This window comes from Streptomyces sp. NPDC087310 (assembly GCF_044744405.1).
GTDB lineage: Bacteria > Actinomycetota > Actinomycetes > Streptomycetales > Streptomycetaceae > Streptomyces.
This window is the reverse complement of sequence record NZ_JBIUYF010000006.1, coordinates 544,181-559,604: the sequence shown is the minus strand read 5'-3', so window position 1 is coordinate 559,604 and position 15,424 is coordinate 544,181. Positions and strand designations below refer to the sequence as shown.

Annotated in this window: 13 protein-coding genes; 4 read left to right on the top strand and 9 right to left on the bottom strand. The window is 72.1% G+C overall.

The genetic code is table 11. The features are described from left to right. Positions 1–47: 47 nt before the first annotated feature. The 5 genes from ACIO3P_RS25330 to ACIO3P_RS25310 all read right to left on the bottom strand — a co-directional run bounded on the left by ACIO3P_RS25330 (position 48) and on the right by ACIO3P_RS25310 (position 6,469). Positions 48–1,871, bottom strand: coding sequence for a dipeptide ABC transporter ATP-binding protein (locus ACIO3P_RS25330; RefSeq protein WP_401852437.1), 1,824 nt, complete (start codon positions 1,869–1,871; stop codon positions 48–50). Further along, positions 1,871–2,845 carry an ABC transporter permease gene (locus ACIO3P_RS25325; protein ID WP_401852435.1) on the bottom strand — a complete coding sequence of 325 codons (975 nt, stop codon included), beginning with the start codon at positions 2,843–2,845 and terminating at the stop codon, positions 1,871–1,873. Before ACIO3P_RS25325 ends, ACIO3P_RS25330 begins: the two co-directional genes overlap by 1 nt. Further along, a complete protein-coding gene (locus ACIO3P_RS25320; protein ID WP_329825739.1) occupies positions 2,842–3,801 on the bottom strand; it encodes an ABC transporter permease in 960 nt (319 codons plus the stop codon). Before ACIO3P_RS25320 ends, ACIO3P_RS25325 begins: the two co-directional genes overlap by 4 nt. 7 nt (positions 3,802–3,808) lie before the next feature. Beyond that, positions 3,809–5,455 carry an ABC transporter substrate-binding protein gene (locus tag ACIO3P_RS25315; protein ID WP_401852432.1) on the bottom strand — a complete coding sequence of 549 codons (1,647 nt, stop codon included), beginning with the start codon at positions 5,453–5,455 and terminating at the stop codon, positions 3,809–3,811. Between the two features lie 144 nt (positions 5,456–5,599). Further along, complete coding sequence (locus tag ACIO3P_RS25310) at positions 5,600–6,469, bottom strand: helix-turn-helix transcriptional regulator (protein WP_401852431.1); 870 nt, start codon at positions 6,467–6,469, stop codon at positions 5,600–5,602. Positions 6,470–6,647: 178 nt separating this feature from the next. On the opposite strand from ACIO3P_RS25310, the gene ACIO3P_RS25305 reads away from it, so the two are divergent. Beyond that, complete coding sequence (locus ACIO3P_RS25305) at positions 6,648–7,592, top strand: D-2-hydroxyacid dehydrogenase family protein (RefSeq protein ID WP_329825733.1); 945 nt, start codon at positions 6,648–6,650, stop codon at positions 7,590–7,592. An 86-nt stretch (positions 7,593–7,678) separates the two neighbouring features. Here the strand turns inward: ACIO3P_RS25305 and ACIO3P_RS25300 are convergent, their stop codons facing one another. The 3 genes from ACIO3P_RS25300 to ACIO3P_RS25290 form a co-directional block, all read right to left on the bottom strand. Beyond that, positions 7,679–8,284, bottom strand: coding sequence for a hypothetical protein (locus tag ACIO3P_RS25300; protein ID WP_401852428.1), 606 nt, complete (start codon positions 8,282–8,284; stop codon positions 7,679–7,681). Positions 8,285–8,341: 57 nt separating this feature from the next. Next, positions 8,342–10,276, bottom strand: a complete 1,935-nt coding sequence (locus ACIO3P_RS25295; protein ID WP_329825731.1) for a cellulase family glycosylhydrolase — start codon at positions 10,274–10,276, stop codon at positions 8,342–8,344. 174 nt (positions 10,277–10,450) lie between these two features. Then, complete coding sequence (locus tag ACIO3P_RS25290; RefSeq protein WP_329825730.1) at positions 10,451–11,473, bottom strand: LacI family DNA-binding transcriptional regulator; 1,023 nt, start codon at positions 11,471–11,473, stop codon at positions 10,451–10,453. Between the two features lie 245 nt (positions 11,474–11,718). On the opposite strand from ACIO3P_RS25290, the gene ACIO3P_RS25285 reads away from it, so the two are divergent. The 3 genes from ACIO3P_RS25285 to ACIO3P_RS25275 are packed head-to-tail and all read left to right on the top strand — an operon-like array spanning position 11,719 to position 14,878. Then, the gene (locus ACIO3P_RS25285) at positions 11,719–13,074 is read left to right on the top strand and encodes an ABC transporter substrate-binding protein (RefSeq protein WP_401852424.1); all 1,356 of its coding nucleotides are present in this window, start codon (positions 11,719–11,721) and stop codon (positions 13,072–13,074) included. Then, a complete protein-coding gene (locus tag ACIO3P_RS25280) occupies positions 13,071–14,048 on the top strand; it encodes a carbohydrate ABC transporter permease (RefSeq protein ID WP_401852421.1) in 978 nt (325 codons plus the stop codon). Before ACIO3P_RS25285 ends, ACIO3P_RS25280 begins: the two co-directional genes overlap by 4 nt. Beyond that, complete coding sequence (locus ACIO3P_RS25275) at positions 14,045–14,878, top strand: carbohydrate ABC transporter permease (RefSeq protein WP_329825726.1); 834 nt, start codon at positions 14,045–14,047, stop codon at positions 14,876–14,878. Before ACIO3P_RS25280 ends, ACIO3P_RS25275 begins: the two co-directional genes overlap by 4 nt. A gap of 58 nt (positions 14,879–14,936) precedes the next feature. Here the strand turns inward: ACIO3P_RS25275 and ACIO3P_RS25270 are convergent, their stop codons facing one another. Beyond that, positions 14,937–15,416, bottom strand: a complete 480-nt coding sequence (locus ACIO3P_RS25270) for an NUDIX domain-containing protein (RefSeq protein ID WP_329825725.1) — start codon at positions 15,414–15,416, stop codon at positions 14,937–14,939. Positions 15,417–15,424 lie beyond the last annotated feature (8 nt).

Below are 15,424 nucleotides of genomic sequence, written 5' to 3'. Positions count from 1 at the left end.
GTCTCTCTGGCTGTGAGGGCCGGGCCCCGGGGGGCCCGGCCCCCGGGTCAGGCGTCCGCCGGGCGCCAGCGGCGGATGCGGTGGCGGCTGGTGATCTCCGTCCAGACCTCGTCCCCGGACGCCGCGTCCTGCCACTCCTCCTCCGGCACCTCCGGCCGCTCCGCCTCCGGGTCGGGCTCCAGCGCGGCGGCCATGAGACGGCGCGTGTACGGGTGGGCCGGCGCCGTGAACACCGCGTCCGTGGGGCCCTCCTCCACCACCACGCCGTGCCGCAGCACCAGGACCCGGTCCGCGATGCCGCGGACCACCGCCAGGTCGTGGCTGATGAAGAGACAGGCCAGCCGGCGCTCCCGGCGCAGGTCGTCCAGGAGCCGCAGGACCTCGGCCTGGACGGAGACGTCGAGCGCGGTGGTGATCTCGTCCGCGATGAGCACGTCGGGCTCGCCCGCCAGCGCCCGCGCGATGCCGATCCGCTGCCGCTGGCCGCCGGAGAGCTGCGCGGGCAGCCGGTCGGCGAACTCCGGGGGAAGGTGTACGTCGGCGATGAGGCGGCGGGCCCGTACCGCCGCGTCCGCGCGGGAGGTCGCCGTACCGAAGACGCGCAGCGGGCGGCGTACCGCGTCGCCCACCGAGCGGCGGGGGTTGAGCGAGGTGTCGGCGTTCTGGAAGACGAGCTGGATCTTGCGGCGCAGGTCGCGGGGGCGCCTGCGGGACGGCGCGGTGAGGTCCCCGTCGCCCTGGCCTCCGTCACCCGGGCCCCCATCACGCGGGCCGTCCTCGCCGCCGGCCGCCGTCATCGTGCCGCCGGACGGGGCGCGCAGCCCGGCCAGCGACCACGCGAGCGTGGACTTGCCGCTGCCGGACTCCCCGACGAGCGCCACGATCTCGCCGCGCCGTACCCGGAACGAGACGCCGTGGACGGCGCGGGCGGCCCCGTAGTCGATGGTGACGTCCCGTACGGCGACGGCCTCGGGGGCGTCGGCGGGCAGCACGGCCCGGGGGCGGATCTCCCGGGTGCCGTCCTCGCCGACCAGCGCCAGGCCGTCGTCCGCGAGGCGCGGGACGGCGGCGAGCAGCCGGCGCGTGTACGGCTGGGCGGGCTCGCCGAAGAGCCGGTGCGTGGGCGCGCTCTCCACGACGCGGCCCGCGCGCAACACGGTGACCTGGTCGGCCATGTGCGCGACCACGCCGAGGTCGTGGCTGACCAGAACGGCGGCGAGGCCGAGTTCGTCGCGCAGGGCGCCGATCAGGTCGAGGACCCCGCGCTGGGTGACGACGTCCAGGCCGGTCGTCGGTTCGTCCAGGACCAGGACCCGGGGCCGGGCGGCGATGGCCATGGCGATGGCGACGCGCTGCTGCTGTCCGCCGGAGAGTTCGTGCGGATAGCGGCGGGCGAGGTCGGCGGCGCGCGGCAGCCGGACCTGTTCGAGGAGGTCCGCCACCGAGTGGCGGGCGGCGTCCTCCTCGCGCAGCGCCTCGGCGACCTGCCGGCCGACGCGCATGGAGGGGGTGAGCGCGTGGCCCGCGTTCTGGGCGACCATCGCGACCGTACCGCCGCGCAGCCGGCGCAGTTCCCGGGCCGGCAGCGCGAAGACGTCCTGTCCGTCGACGCGTACGGTGCCCGCGGTGATCCGGGACCCGTGGCGCAGGTGGCCCAGGAGCGTGGCGGCGACGGTGGACTTGCCGCTGCCGGACTCGCCGACCAGGGCGAGGGTCCGGCCGGGCAGGACGTCGAGGGTGACGTCGTGGACGACAGGTACGTCAACGCCGCCGCCGGAGCGGTAGGCGACGTGGAGGCCGGTCACCGAGACCAGCGCGGCGCCCCGGTCGGTCGTACGGGCGGTGGCGCCGCCGGTCGCGTGCGTGGTCATCAGGAACCCTCCCGGATCCGGTCGACGCCCCACGCCTTGGACAGGCCGTCGGCGGCGAGGTTGAGCCCGACCACGAGGGTGGCCAGGGCGATGATCGGGGCGAGGCTGGCCATCGGTACGACGGTGATGGCGGTGCGGTTCTCCGCGACCATCAGGCCCCAGTCGGGGGTGGGCGGGTTGGCGCCGAAGCCGAGGAAGGACAGGGAGCTGATCAGCAGCACGACCCAGGAGGCGCGCATGGCGAACTCGACGCACACCACGTCGGTGATGTTGGGCAGCACCTCGCGGCGCAGGATCGCCCAGGTCGACTCGCCGCGGGCGCGCGCGGCGGTGACGTAGTCCGCGGGGACGACGGCGAGGGCCGCGCCGCGCACGACCCGTACCACCTGCGGTACGTAGACGACGGCGACGGCCAGCACGATGACGCCCGGGCCCGAGCCGAGCGCGGTGACGATGACGAGCAGGGCGAGGATCGACGGGACGGAGAGCACGGCGTCCAGCACCCGCATCAGCGCGTCGTCCAGCCGGCCGCCGCGCAGGGCCGTGGCGCAGCCGAGGACGGTGCCGAGGGCGACGGTCAGCAGGGTCGCGGCGACGGAGACGCCGAGCGCGTACCGCCCGCCGTACAGCACGCGGGTGAGGACGTCGCGCCCGTACTGGTCGGTGCCGGCCCAGTGGTCAGCGCCCGGTCCGAGCAGGGCGCGCGAGGAGTCGCCCACGGTGGGCGCGTACGAGGTGAGGAGCGGGGCGAGCAGGGCGACGGCCACATGGACGGCGACGACGGCGAGGCCGATGGAGGCGGCGCGGGAGGAGCGTACGGTCCGCCAGGCGCGGGCCGCGAAGCCCGGTCGTACGGGCGGCGCGTCCGCCGGCACGGGCGGCTGCGCGGAACTCACGGAGCCCGCGGGCTGCGCGGAACTCACAGGGCCCGCGGGCTTCGGGGAACTCACGGAACTCATCGGGTCCTCACTCATCGAGTCCTCCCGCCGCGGGTACGGAGCTTGGGGTTCAGGGCCATCGCGCCGAGGTCGGCGGCGAGGTTGCACAGGACGTACCCGACCGCGCTGATGAGGGCGATGGCCTGGAGGACGGGCAGGTCGCGGTTCTGCACGGAGGAGAGCATCAGCTTGCCGATGCCCGGGTAGTTGAAGACGTTCTCGACGACGGCGACACCGCCGAGCAGCCAGGCCACGTTGAGGGCGATCACATGGAGCGTGGGCAGCAGGGCGCCGGGAAGGGCGTGCCGGGTGACCACGCGCCAGGAGGAGAGGCCCTTGAGGCGGGCGGTGGTGACGTACTCGCTCGCCATCACGTCGATCACGGAGGTGCGGGCCATGCGCACGATGTACGCGGCCATCACGACGGCGAGCGAGGCGGCGGGCAGCCAGACCGCGGGCAGCAGTTGTCCGGTGGTGGCGCCGGGCCCGTAGAGCACGACCGCGGGGAAGAGCGGGAGGGCGACGGAGAAGGCGAGGACGAGGACGGTCGCCACGACGAACTCGGGGACGCTCATCCCGACCAGGCTGACCGTGGAGATGAGGTGGTCGGGCCAGCGGTCGCGGTAGTACCCGGCGACGACGCCGAGGACGAGGGAGCCGGTGACGGCGAAGAGGACGGTGACGGCGGCGATCAGCAGGGAGTTGCCGAGGTACTGCGCGACCTCGCCGCCCACGGCCTTGCCGGAGACGAGCGAGCTGCCGAAGTCGCCCTGGACGGCGCCCTTGACCCAGGCGAGGTAGCGCTCCCAGGCGGGCTGGTCGAGATGGAGCTTGTCGCGCAGCGCGGCGACGGCGGAGGGGGTGGCGTCCTTGCCGAGGACCTGGGTGGCGACATCGCCGGGCAGCGCCTGGACGGCGAGGAAGACGAGGACGGAGGAGAGCAGGAGGGTGCCGATCGCGGTGACGACGCGGCGGGCCACGAAGGTGAACACGGTGGTCTCAGGCTCCCTTCAGGCCGATGCCGAGGTAGTCGAACTCGAAGCCGTGCTCGGCGTAGCCGCGCACGGCGCGGGAGATGCCGACGAGCCGGTCCGCGAACATCGGGGTCATCGCCCCGCCCCGGTCGATGACGAAGGTCTGGGCCTCGCCGTACAGTTCGCGCCTGCGCGCGTCGTCGGTCTCGCGCCTGGCCCGGTCGAGGAGCGCGTCGAACGCCTTGTCCGACCAGGCGGTCTCGTTGTAGCCGGAGCCGCCGCGGAAGACCTGGTTGAGGAGCTGGTCGACGGGGCGGCCGGTGAACCAGTAGGTGGCCATGAGCGGCTTCTTCATCCAGATCTGGGTGTAGTACGAGTCCGCCGACGCGGTCTTGACCCTGATCCGGATGCCGGCCCGCTTCGCGGACTCCTGGTAGGCGAGGGCCATGGGCGTGAAGATCGGGTCGTAGGACGAGGTGTAGAGGTCGACCGCCAGCCGTTCCTGGCCCGCCTTCCTGAGGAGGTGCCGGGCCTTCTCCGGGTCGTGGACGGGGTGGTCGGCGAGGTGGTTGGGGTCGCTGGGCGGTACGGGGTTGTCCCAGCCGAGGGTGCCGGCGCCCTGGAGGGCGACCTTGAGGACGTGCTCGGGGTCGTAGGCGAGCTTCATCGCCTGGCGGACGCGGACGTCGGTGAAGGGCTTCTCGGTGGTGAGCATCGGCAGGACGTACCACTGGGCGTCCTTGACGCGGGCGATGGTGGCCCGGTCGGAGGCGGCGACGACCCGGGCGGTGGCGAAGTCCAGATTGGTCTGGGAGAGCAGGTCGACCTGCCCGGCGAGCAGGGCGTTCGAGCGGGCCTGCATGTCGGCGACGGAGTAGAACTCGATGGCGTCGAGGACGGGCCGGCCGGCCCAGTGCTCGGCGGAGGCCGTGACGCGGCCGGGTCCGGCGGCGGTGAAGGACGTCAGCTTGAAGGGGCCTGTGCCGATGCCGGTACGGCCGATGGAGCGGGCGCTGCCGTCGGGGATGACATAGCAGTTGTAGTGCGTCAGCAGGCTGGGGAACTCGGCGTTCGGGGTCTTCAGCGGGACGACGAGGGTGTGCGCGTCGGGGGTGCGCAGCGTCTTCGGGTCGATGAGCGGGGCGAGGACGGCGGCCTGCGGCGAGGCGGTCGCGGCGTCGAGGATGTGGCGCAGGGTGTAGGCGGCGTCGGCGGAGGTGAAGGCGCGGCCGTCGTGGAAGGTGAGGCCGCGGCGGAGCCGGAAGGTCCAGGTACGGGCCTGGTCGTCCGGTTCCCAGGACTCGGCGAGGTCGGGGGCGAGCAGCCCGTCGGGGCCGACCCGGACGAGCCGGTTGTAGAGGGCGCCGAGGTATTCGTACGCGGAGAGCGCGCTCGCCGGGTCCAGGGTCTCGGCCTCGGAGGCGGGCGGCCTGGCGATGCGCAGGGTGCCGCCGCGGTCGGGCCGTCCTGCGGGCGCGGCGTCGGGTACGGCGCCCGTCGCGGTACCGGATCCGGCGCCGCCGGAGCAGCCGGTGAGCAGCCAGGAGGCGCCGAGGGCCGCGCCGCCGGCCGCCGCGGCGGTGAGCAGTGAGCGCCGGGGCGGTCCGGCTGCCCCGGCGTTCCCGGCCCGGCCTGCCGCCCCGGGGGCCGTTCGTCGGTAAGTGTCGGACATGTACCGGACACCCTTCGCATTGATTCGTTCCGCTGAACGATTGGGTGAAGTGCGTGAACGATAGCCAGGCATCACTCCCCCGCCAACCCCTTGTGCGCGGAAATTAACCCGGGAAATCGACTCGTTACCTGGTGCGGTCCGCCGTCACCCGGCGCGGGGCGCGGTCGGCGGCCCGTAGAGCGCGGCGAGTTCGGCGGCGAGGCGCGCCAGGTGTTCCCGGGCCTCCTGGGGCGCGAGGATCTCGATCCTGGCGCCCAGCCCGGCCAGTTGCGCGGCCAGGGCCTCCGGCGACGGGCCGTCGACCTCGAACGCCATCCAGCCGTGGGCCAGCGGTCCGCCGAGCCGCAGCCGCCCGGCGAACAGCGCGCGCAGGGCGGCCTCGGCGCCGCGCTCGGCCCTGGCCCGTACGGTCGCCGCGCGCATCCGCTCCTCCACCGTCGAGGCGAGGGAGCGCCAGACCGTGGCGAGGTCGAACCCCTCCGGGCGGACGACAGGGGCGCCGGTCGGCTCGACGGAGGTGACCCGGCCGAGCCGGAAGATCCGCAGGCCGCCCGCGCCCCGGCCGGCGCCGGTGCCCGCGACGAGGTAGCGGACCCCGGCCTTGGTCGCGAGGCCCAGCGGATGGACGATCCGCTCGTCGGGCGGCCCCTCGGGCCGCTCGTACCCGAGGCGGACCTGTGTCCCGTCCACGACGGCGCGTTCGAGCGCTCTGAGGTGCGGTGTGCCGCCCTTGTGCGGGGAGGGCGGCACACCGGGCCCGTCCGTGAGCAGGAACAGCTCGCGGAGCCCGCCGACGGTCGGCCCGCCCTGGTCCGTCCGCGCCCCGCCCACCAGCGCCCAGCCGCCGCCCCGCCCGCGCTGCGGGTAGACGGGGATCCCGGCGGTCGCCAGCGCCTCCAGGTCGCGGCGCGCCGTACGTTCGGACACGGCCAGTTCCGCCGCCACCTCGGTCGCGGTCACCCGTCCACGCGACTGGAGGAGCAGCAGCGTCGCCACCAGGCGATCGGCCCTCATGGAGCCATTCTCCTCCTCCGCGCGGACCGGAGGAGGGCTCAGCGCCCCGCCATGGCGCCCGGCCGGTCCGGCGCGGCCCCGGCGCATCGTGTTGACTGCCGACCAGTACCCGGCACGCCGTACCCGTGGTCCCGTACGAGCCGGGACCGGCCCGAGTTTCCGTGTGAAGGAGCCATCCATGCGTATCGCCGTCCTCGACGACTACCAGCGGGCCGCCCGTCGCTTCGCCGATTGGGACGCGCTCGGCGGCGAGGTGGTCTTCTTCCACGAGCCGCTGGCCGGCGTGGCCGCGGTGAGCGCGGCGCTGGCCGGTTTCGACGTGGTGGTCATCATGCGGGAACGCACGCCGTTCACCGCCGAGTTGTTCGACCGGCTGCCCGCGCTGCGGCTGCTGGTGACCACGGGCATGGCGAACGCGTCGGTGGATCTGGCGGCGGCCCGGCGGCACGGGGTGACGGTCTGCGGTACGGAGGCGGTGCCGCACGCCACCGCGGAGCTGACCTGGGGGCTGATCCTCTCGCTGGCCAGGAACATCCCCGCGGAGTCGGCCGGGATGCGGGAGGGCGGCTGGCAGACGACGATCGGCCGCGATCTGCACGGCCGTACGCTCGGCGTCGTCGGCCTGGGGCGGCTCGGTTCCCGGGTCGCCGCGATCGGCGCCGCGTTCGGGATGCGGGTCCTCGCGTGGAGCAGCAATCTGGACGCGGAGCGGGCCGTGGCGGCGGGCGTGGAGCCGGTCGACAAGCGGACCTTGTTCTCGCTGGCCGATGTCGTCACCGTCCACTACAAGCTCGGTGCGCGCAGTACGGGGCTGATCGGCGCCCCGGAGCTGTCCTGGATGAAGCCGACGGCCCTGCTCGTCAACACCTCACGGGGCCCGCTGATCGACACCGCCGCCCTGGTCGAGGCCGTGCGCGACGGCCGGATCGCCGGGGCGGGCCTCGACGTGTACGACATGGAGCCGCTGCCCGCCGACGACGTCCTGCGCACGCTCCCCCGTACGGTCCTGACCCCGCACCTCGGCTATGTCACGGAGGCCACCTACGAGGTGTTCTACGGTCAGGCGGCCGAGGACATCGCGGCGTTCCACGCGGGCGCTCCGCTGCGCGTCCTCACCGGCTGAGGCCCTTCCGGGGCGGCGGCGCCCCGGAAACGGCCGCCCACCCGTGCGGGCGGGCGGCCGTCGGGGACCAGGTGCGGGTGTGCGGGTCAGGACTCCTCGAAGTAGGCGTCCAGGACCTTGTCCAGCTCCGCCTCCCACTCGGTGAGGAGCTTCTTGGACGGCGCCTCCACCTCGGCGTCGAACCAGCGGCGGGAGGAGATGTGGACCGTGACCGTGAACCGGCGCCCGAACCGGGGGGTCTTGACCTCGACCGCGCCGATCTCGTCCCAGTCGAACTCGGCCTCCTGGTCGTCCAGCCGGAACCGGACGCCCTCCCGGTCCGCGGTGATCGAGCCGCGGCGGTCGCTGACCTCGAAGACGGGCCCGTCCTCCGGGGCGGTGTCGCCCTCCGGGTCGGCCCCGGCCTTCTCGGCCTTCTCGGCCTTACCGTCCTTACCGTCCTTCGCTTCCTGCTCGTCCTGCTCGTCCTGCTCGTCCTGTTCCTTCTCCTCCGGCTGCTCCTCTCCCTTCTCCGCCGTCACCGGAGCGGTCGCGTCGTCGTCGGTGGCCGTCTCCTCGCTCTCGTCCTCGGCCCGCCCGGGGTCCGTCTCCGCCTGCCTCGGCGGGGAGGGGGCCACGAGACCGGGGATGTACGCCGGGTCTGTCCCCGCGGCGAACTCGGTCTGGATTTTCGGATCTATGCGCTGCTCCACGGCAGGAAGTATGGACGACGAACCTGTATGAGCCCAGTGAGCCCACCGCCACCCCGCTCAGCCTGCCCCGACCAGCCGCAGCACCCGTACCCCGTACGGCTCCAGGGTGACCTCGTCCGCGGCCGAGCCGTCCAGCTCCGTCAGCCGCAGCCCGGCCTCGACGGCGGGCTTGACCAGCAGTTCCTCCCGGCCCTGGCTCACCAGCCAGACGTAGCGCCGGCCGTCCTCGTGGTCCAGCAGGTCGACCGCCACCCTCAGGTCGTCCACGGTCACCGGGCGGCGCACCCCCGCGTACGCGGCGAGCGCGTCGTACAGCCGTACCGTCTGCTCCGGGTTGACACGCGGTGTGACGGAGGCCATGTGCTCCAGCGGATAGGTGCACAGCACCACGGCGCCCGCGCCGGTCTCGCGCAGCAGCAGCGCGGGGCGGCCCCGGCCGTCGGTGGCCAGCACCTCGGCGCCGTACGGCTCCACGGGCAGGAAGACCCGGCTGCTGGCCGTGCCGGCCGTACGGAAGGAGAGGGTGTCGCCCTCGGCGAGGGTGCCGAAGGGCCGGGTGAGGGTGAGTTCGACGGTGTCGTCCTCGATCGGGTCGACCAGCCCGTACTCCAGGGTGTGCCGGACCCCGAAGAGCCGGTCGAGATGCGCGTACCAGGGGCCGCGCTGCTCCTCGTGGGCGCCGGGCGAGTAGGAGACGTAGACGGTCGCGCCGCCGCGGGCCAGCTCCTCCAGCCGGTACCAGCTCGGCGAGAGCAACTGCTTGGTGGAGGGCAGCAGATAGAGCCGGTGGCCGTCCACGATGCCGTCGCTCTCCCGTACGACGGTCGCGGGGGCGTCGGCCAGCCGGGAGGCGATCCATGCCTGCCGCCCGGTCCGCTCCACGTACGAGCGGTCCTCCTCCCGGGTGAAGGGGTAGAGCGTGTCCAGGTACGAGGAGATCACCAGCGCGGTGTCGGTGCCGGGCCGGACGCAGTGGCCGAAGTCGACGCGCTCCAGCAGTTCGGCAAAGGCGTGGACCTCTTCGAGCTGGGGTTTGGGGGTGCCCGCGCTGTCGGTAAGGCCGAAGTGCATCTCGAAGGCGTGGTGCGAGTAGGGCGGTTGTTCGCGCAGGGTGTCGTAGTCGGTGTTGTTCCAGGCGATCCAGCCGGTGGCACCGGCCAGCAGGCTGTTGTGCAGCGCCTGGCGGTAGTAGCGGGCGGCGTGCGGTCCTGACGCGAAGTCGGAGGTGAGCCCGAACTCCTCCAGGACGACGGGGAGTCCGAAACCGCCGGTCAGCTCGCACACCCAGGCCGCCGCGTAGTGCTGGCGGACGGGGTCGTCCTCCATCCGGTAGACGTGCGGGCCCAGCCAGTCGGTGAGGGCGGCGCAGTCCCGCAGCCGGAAGCCGTTGTCGTGGCCGGAGTTCTCCAGGCCCCAGGCGCCGTCGCCGAGCGAGACCGGCTGCCGGGCGCCCGAGGCTCGTACGCCGTCCACGACGAGCTGGGCCCAGGCGTACACCTCCTCCCGTGCGGCGCCCGCCCGTCCGTAGATCGGCATCTCGTTGGAGACCAGCCACCCCGCCACGGCCGGATGGTCCTTGAAGCGGGCCGCCATCTCCCGGGCGAACCACGCCTGCCGGGACACCAGCCAGACATCGGTGTAGAGGTCACGGCCGCCCCGCCAGGCGGGGTCCCAGTTCTCCCCTGACATGTGGCCCACGAGGAAGGTGGGGACGGTGGTCATGCCGAGGTCGTGGTGGCGGTCCAGGAAGTCCGCGTAGTGGGCGCAGAGCCGCTCGTCGATCCTGTCCGGCTCCGGCATGAAGTCCGGCCAGTAGAAGAACGACCGGGTCATGTTGAGCCCGTGGTCGCGCAGCACCCGCAGTTCCTCGTCGACCACCTCGCCACGGTACGAGCGCCACATCAGCGGCCCTCCGGTACGCGACCAGAAATTGGCGCCGATCCAGGTGACGGGGTGGCCTCCGGCGGAAATCCGGGCAGCGGGACGCGGCATCTTCGTACTCTCCCTAGAACGGGGATTGATGAAATACCTGCGTGCGTGAGGTGCGCGTGAGAGGCGTCGCGGAGTATCGGCCGTGGCTCCGGTGCGGACGGACGGCGCCACGCCTTTTCCAGTGAATCGCTGTACCGGTTTAGGGTCAACCCCGCCCGCGTGCCGTAAACCGGTTTAGCCGTCCGTCGCGGGCGGCGGCCCGACGCTGCCGCGCACGGTGAGGCGGGGCGCCGGGTCCTGGAGGTCCCGTACCGCGAGCCCGCCCGCCACCTCGCGCAGCATCCGGGCCGCGCGCGCCCCGTGGGCCACGATGTCCCTGCTCAGCGCGGTCAGCGGCGGGTCCACCAGCTCGCACAGGGCCGAGTCGTCCCAGGCGACGAGGGAGAGATCCGCGGGGACGCGGACGCCCAGGGAGTGCGCGGCGGTCAGGCCCGACACGGCCATCACATCGTTGTCGTAGAGGATCGCCGTGGGCGGGCGGTCCGCGCCGAGGAGGGCGCGGGTGGCCGCCGCGCCGCCCTCGCCGCTGTAGTCGGCCTCCACGGTCCTGCCGGTCAGCCCCAGGTCCAGGACGGCCGCGTCGAAGGCGGCCGTACGGATCGCCGTGTGACGCAGCGGGGCCGGGCCGCCGACCCGGGCGAGGCGGCGATGGCCCAGGCCGGCGAGGTGGCGCACGACGGTGGTGACGGCCGCGGCGTCGTCGCTCCACACGGCGGGCAGCCTGCGGGTCCCGACGGGCGCGCCGATCACCACGGTGGGCAGGCCCAGCTCCTCCAGTACGGGGACGCGGGCGTCGTCGACCTTCAGGTCCACCAGGAAGACGCCGTCCACCCGGCGCCGGGCCGACCAGGAGCGGTAGAGGGCGATCTCGGTGGTCCGGTCCTCGGCCATGGTGAAGACGAGCGGAGTCGCGTCGGCGATCAGTTCGGCCTGGATCCCTGAGATGAGCTGCATGAAGAAGGGTTCGAGGCCGAGGGTGTGCGCCGGGCGGTCGATGACCAGGCCGAACGCCCCCGCCGTACCCCCGGAGAGCGCCCGCGCCGCGCTGTTGGGCTGCCAGCCCAGCTCCTGGGCGATGGCCCGGATGCGCCGCCGGGTGGGTTCGGAGACACCGGGGCGGTCGTTGAGGGCGAACGAGACGGCGGCCTTGGTGACACCGGCCCGATCGGCGATATCGGCCATGGTGGGGCGCTTCACGGTGAGGTGCCTCGCTTTTCTCCGCAGGTACGGGCGGCTTCCCCGGACGGGGCCCGGTGGCGAATATGGCCGAATCGGTCCGGAAGGAAAACCCGGCCCTCGCACATCGTTTACCAGGGAAGTCGAGAAAAGCAATGCACCGGCATTGACACTCGCTTTGCGGCGCCCTTAATTTCACGGCGCCGGAAGGTGTGCGGACCACCCCCGGCCTCACAGCCGTCGTACGACCGAGCCAAGGGGCCGACATGACCGTACCGACCGTGACCACCGTGCGCGCACGCCGCGGAAAGCCGTCCTCCGTGAGTCTGATCGCCGTCGCCGGCGCGCTGCTGGTGGCCGGCTGCACCGGCGGCGGGGCCGCCTCCCGGGGCGAGGAGGCGAGGGCGGCCGACGATCCGTCGAAGGTCTCGGGGACCATCACCGTCCTGACCCACCGCACGGACTGGGTGCAGGACGGCACGATGAAGAAGTACGCCGACGCCTTCCGGAAGATCTACCCCAAGGTGACCGTCAGGTTCGACGGGATCACCGACTACGAGGGCGAGGTCAAGATCCGGATGAACACCGAGAACTACGGCGACGTCCTCATGATCCCGGGCGCGATCAAGCGGAACGACTACCCGAGGTTCTTCGCCTCCCTGGGCAGCCGGACCGAGCGGGAGAAGAAGTACCGGTTCACCGCCTTCTCCACCGTGGACGGCAAGGTCTACGGGCAGAGCCCGATCGGTGTGACCCCCGGCTTCCTCTACAACAGGAAGGTGTGGGAACGGGCCGGGATCACCGACTGGCCCACCACCCCCGCCGCCTTCCTCGACGATCTGAAGGCGATCAAGTCGAGGACGAGCGCGGTGCCGTACTACACCAACTTCAAGGACATGTGGCCGCTCACCTCGTGGACCAACGCGCTGGGCTCGGTGAGTTGTGACGTCCAGGCGAACAACCTGCTGGCGACGGGCGACCCGTGGCGCAAGGGGTCCGAACTGCGCACCATCGACACGCTGTTGTACGACATGGTGCACGAGAAGCTGGTGGAGAAGGACCCGTCGACCACCAACTGGGAAGGTTCCAAGCCTCAGTTGGCCAAGGGGGAGATCGCCACGATGTGGCTGGGCTCCTGGGCGGTCACCCAGTTCCGGGCCGCGGCGGAGCAGGCCGGCACGGACCCCGACGACATCGGTTTCATGCCCTTCCCCGCCCAGGTGGACGGCGCGTACTGCGCGGTCGCCTCGCCGGACTACGCGCAGGCGGTGAACGTCCACTCGAAGCGGAAGGAGGCGGCGCGCGCCTGGATCGACTGGTTCACCGAGAAGTCCGGGTACGCGGCCGACAACCTGGCCCTCTCGCCGCTCCAGGGCGCCGCGCTGCCGGACGTCCTGAAGCCGTACACGGACCGGGGCGTGAAGTTCATCGAGCTGGACCAGAAGGACGCGGCACGGGTCAACGAGATCGACAACGCGGCCGAGGTCGGCCTGCAGAAGCCGGACTACCGGCAGGACCTCGTCGATGTGGCACGCGGCGCCGCCCAGGGCGATCTGGACGGTTTCCTCGCCGGGCTCTCCCGGCGCTGGACCGAGGCGGAGAAGAGCGCGGGCTCGCGATGACGGGCGCGACGGACAAGGCGTTACGGGGCGGGCGGGGCGCCTCCGTACCGGAACCGGCGCGGACGGACCCCGGGGCTGCTCCCCCGGCCGCACGGCGGCCCCGGCGGCAGCGGCTGTGGCGGGAGGTGACGCCCTGGCTCTTCCTGCTCGTACCGCTGGCGCTGCTGGTGGTCTTCACGTACGCCCCGGTCGTCAACATGGTCGCGTACAGCTTCACGGACTGGGACGGGGTCAGCCCGGAGCTCACGTTCACCGGGCTCGGCAACTACGTGGAGATCTTCACCCGGCCCGAGCTGTTCCAGGTCTTCTTCGTCAGCGGCTACTACCTGGCTGCGTCGGTGGTGCAGATCGCCGCCGCGCTCTACTTCGCGACCGTGCTGAGCTTCCACACCCGCTTCCGCGCCTTCTTCAAGGGCGTGCTGTTCTTCCCGTACCTGATCAACGGGGTCGCGATCGGTTTCGTCTTCCTCTACTTCTTCCAGGACGGCGGCACGCTCGACTCGGTGCTGCGGCTCGTCGGGGCCTCCGGCGAGCACGCCTGGCTCTCCTCCTCCACCTCGGCGAACATCTCCCTGGCCGGGGTCTCGGTGTGGCGCTTCATGGGGCTGAACTTCGTGCTGTTCCTCGGCGCGATCCAGTCGATCCCCGGTGAGCTGTACGAGGCGTCCGAACTCGACGGGGCGGGCCGGTGGCAGCAGTTCCGGCACATCATCGCGCCGGGCATCCGGCCGGTCCTGAGCCTCAGTGTGATCCTCGCGGTCTCCGGTTCGCTCTCGGTCTTCGAGATCCCGTACATCATGACCGGCGGGGCCACCGGCACCGAGACCTTTGTGATCCAGACCGTGAAGCTGGCGTTCCAGTTCGACAAGACGGGGCTGGCCTCCGCGGCGGCCGTCGTCCTGCTGCTGATCATCCTGGCGGTGACCTGGGTGCAGCGCCGTCTCGTCCCGGACGACAAGGTGGATCTCGTATGAGCGCCCGTGCGCGGCTGGCCGGCTCGCTGAAGTACCTCTCCCTGGTGGTGGCCGCTGTGGTGGTCCTGCTGCCGCTCGGGGTGGTGTTCCTGACCTCGCTCAAGACCGAGAAGGAGATGGCCGACGGCAGCGGCGCGCTGGCGCTACCGGGCGACCTGCTCAACTTCGCGAACTACGCGACGGCGTTCTCGGACGGCAAGATGCTCGGCGCCTTCGGGAACACCGCGTTCATCCTGCTCTTCGCGATCACCGGGACGGTGGTCATCGGCTCCATGACGGCGTACGCCATCGACCGCTTCGCCTTCCGGTTCCGCGCGCTGGTGGTGGCGCTCTTCCTGGTCGCCACGCTGGTGCCCGGGGTGACGACGCAGGTGGCGACCTTCCAGATCGTCAACAGCTTCGGGCTCTTCGACTCGATCTGGGCGCCGATCGTGCTCTACATGGGCACCGACATCGTCTCGATCTACATTTTTCTCCAGTTCATCCGCGGGATCCCGGTCTCGCTCGACGAGTCGGCGCGGCTGGACGGCGCCAACTCCTTCACGATCTTCCGCAAGATCATCTTCCCGCTGCTCAAACCGGCCGTCGCCACCGTGGTGATCATCAAGGGCATCACCGTCTACAACGACTTCTACATCCCGTTCCTCTACCTGCCGTCCGAGGAACTGGGGACGATCTCCACGTCGCTGTTCCGCTTCAAGGGGCCCTTCGGGGCGCACTGGGAGAACATCTCGGCGGGCGCGGTGCTGGTCATCGTCCCGACGCTGGTGGCGTTCCTCTTCCTCCAGCGCTACATCTACAACGGCTTCACCCGGGGGGCGACCCGCTGAGACCCGTCCGCGCGGGCGCCGGTACGGGCCCGCGCGGGTCCGGGGCGGAAGGGTGGTGTCAGTCGAGAGCGGCGGGCGCGAACCAGGTGGGCTCGTCGTTCAGCGCCTGCTTGATCCGGAAGAGCGCGAACTCCTCCAGCTCGGGCAGCCCGTCCACGGGGAACCACCCGACCTCCAGCGACTCGTCGTCGTTGACGCGCGCCTCACCTCCGACCGCCCGGCAGCGGAAGGCGATGTCCATGTACTGGCACTTGTCGCCGTTGGGATAGACGACCGGCTTCAGCACCTGGACGAGCACGACCCGCTCCGCCACGCACCGTACGGCGGTCTCCTCCTCCACCTCGCGCACCGCCGCGACAGCGGGCTCCTCCCCCGGCTCGGGGATCCCCCCGATGATCGACCACCCGCCCGTGTCGGCGCGCCGCCCGAGCAGGACGCGCCCCTCGTCGTCGAGGACGACGGCGCTGACGCCCGGGAGGAAGAGCAGTTGGTGGCCGGCGTCGGCCCGGATCTCACGGATGAAGTCAGGGGTTCCCATGCCACCGA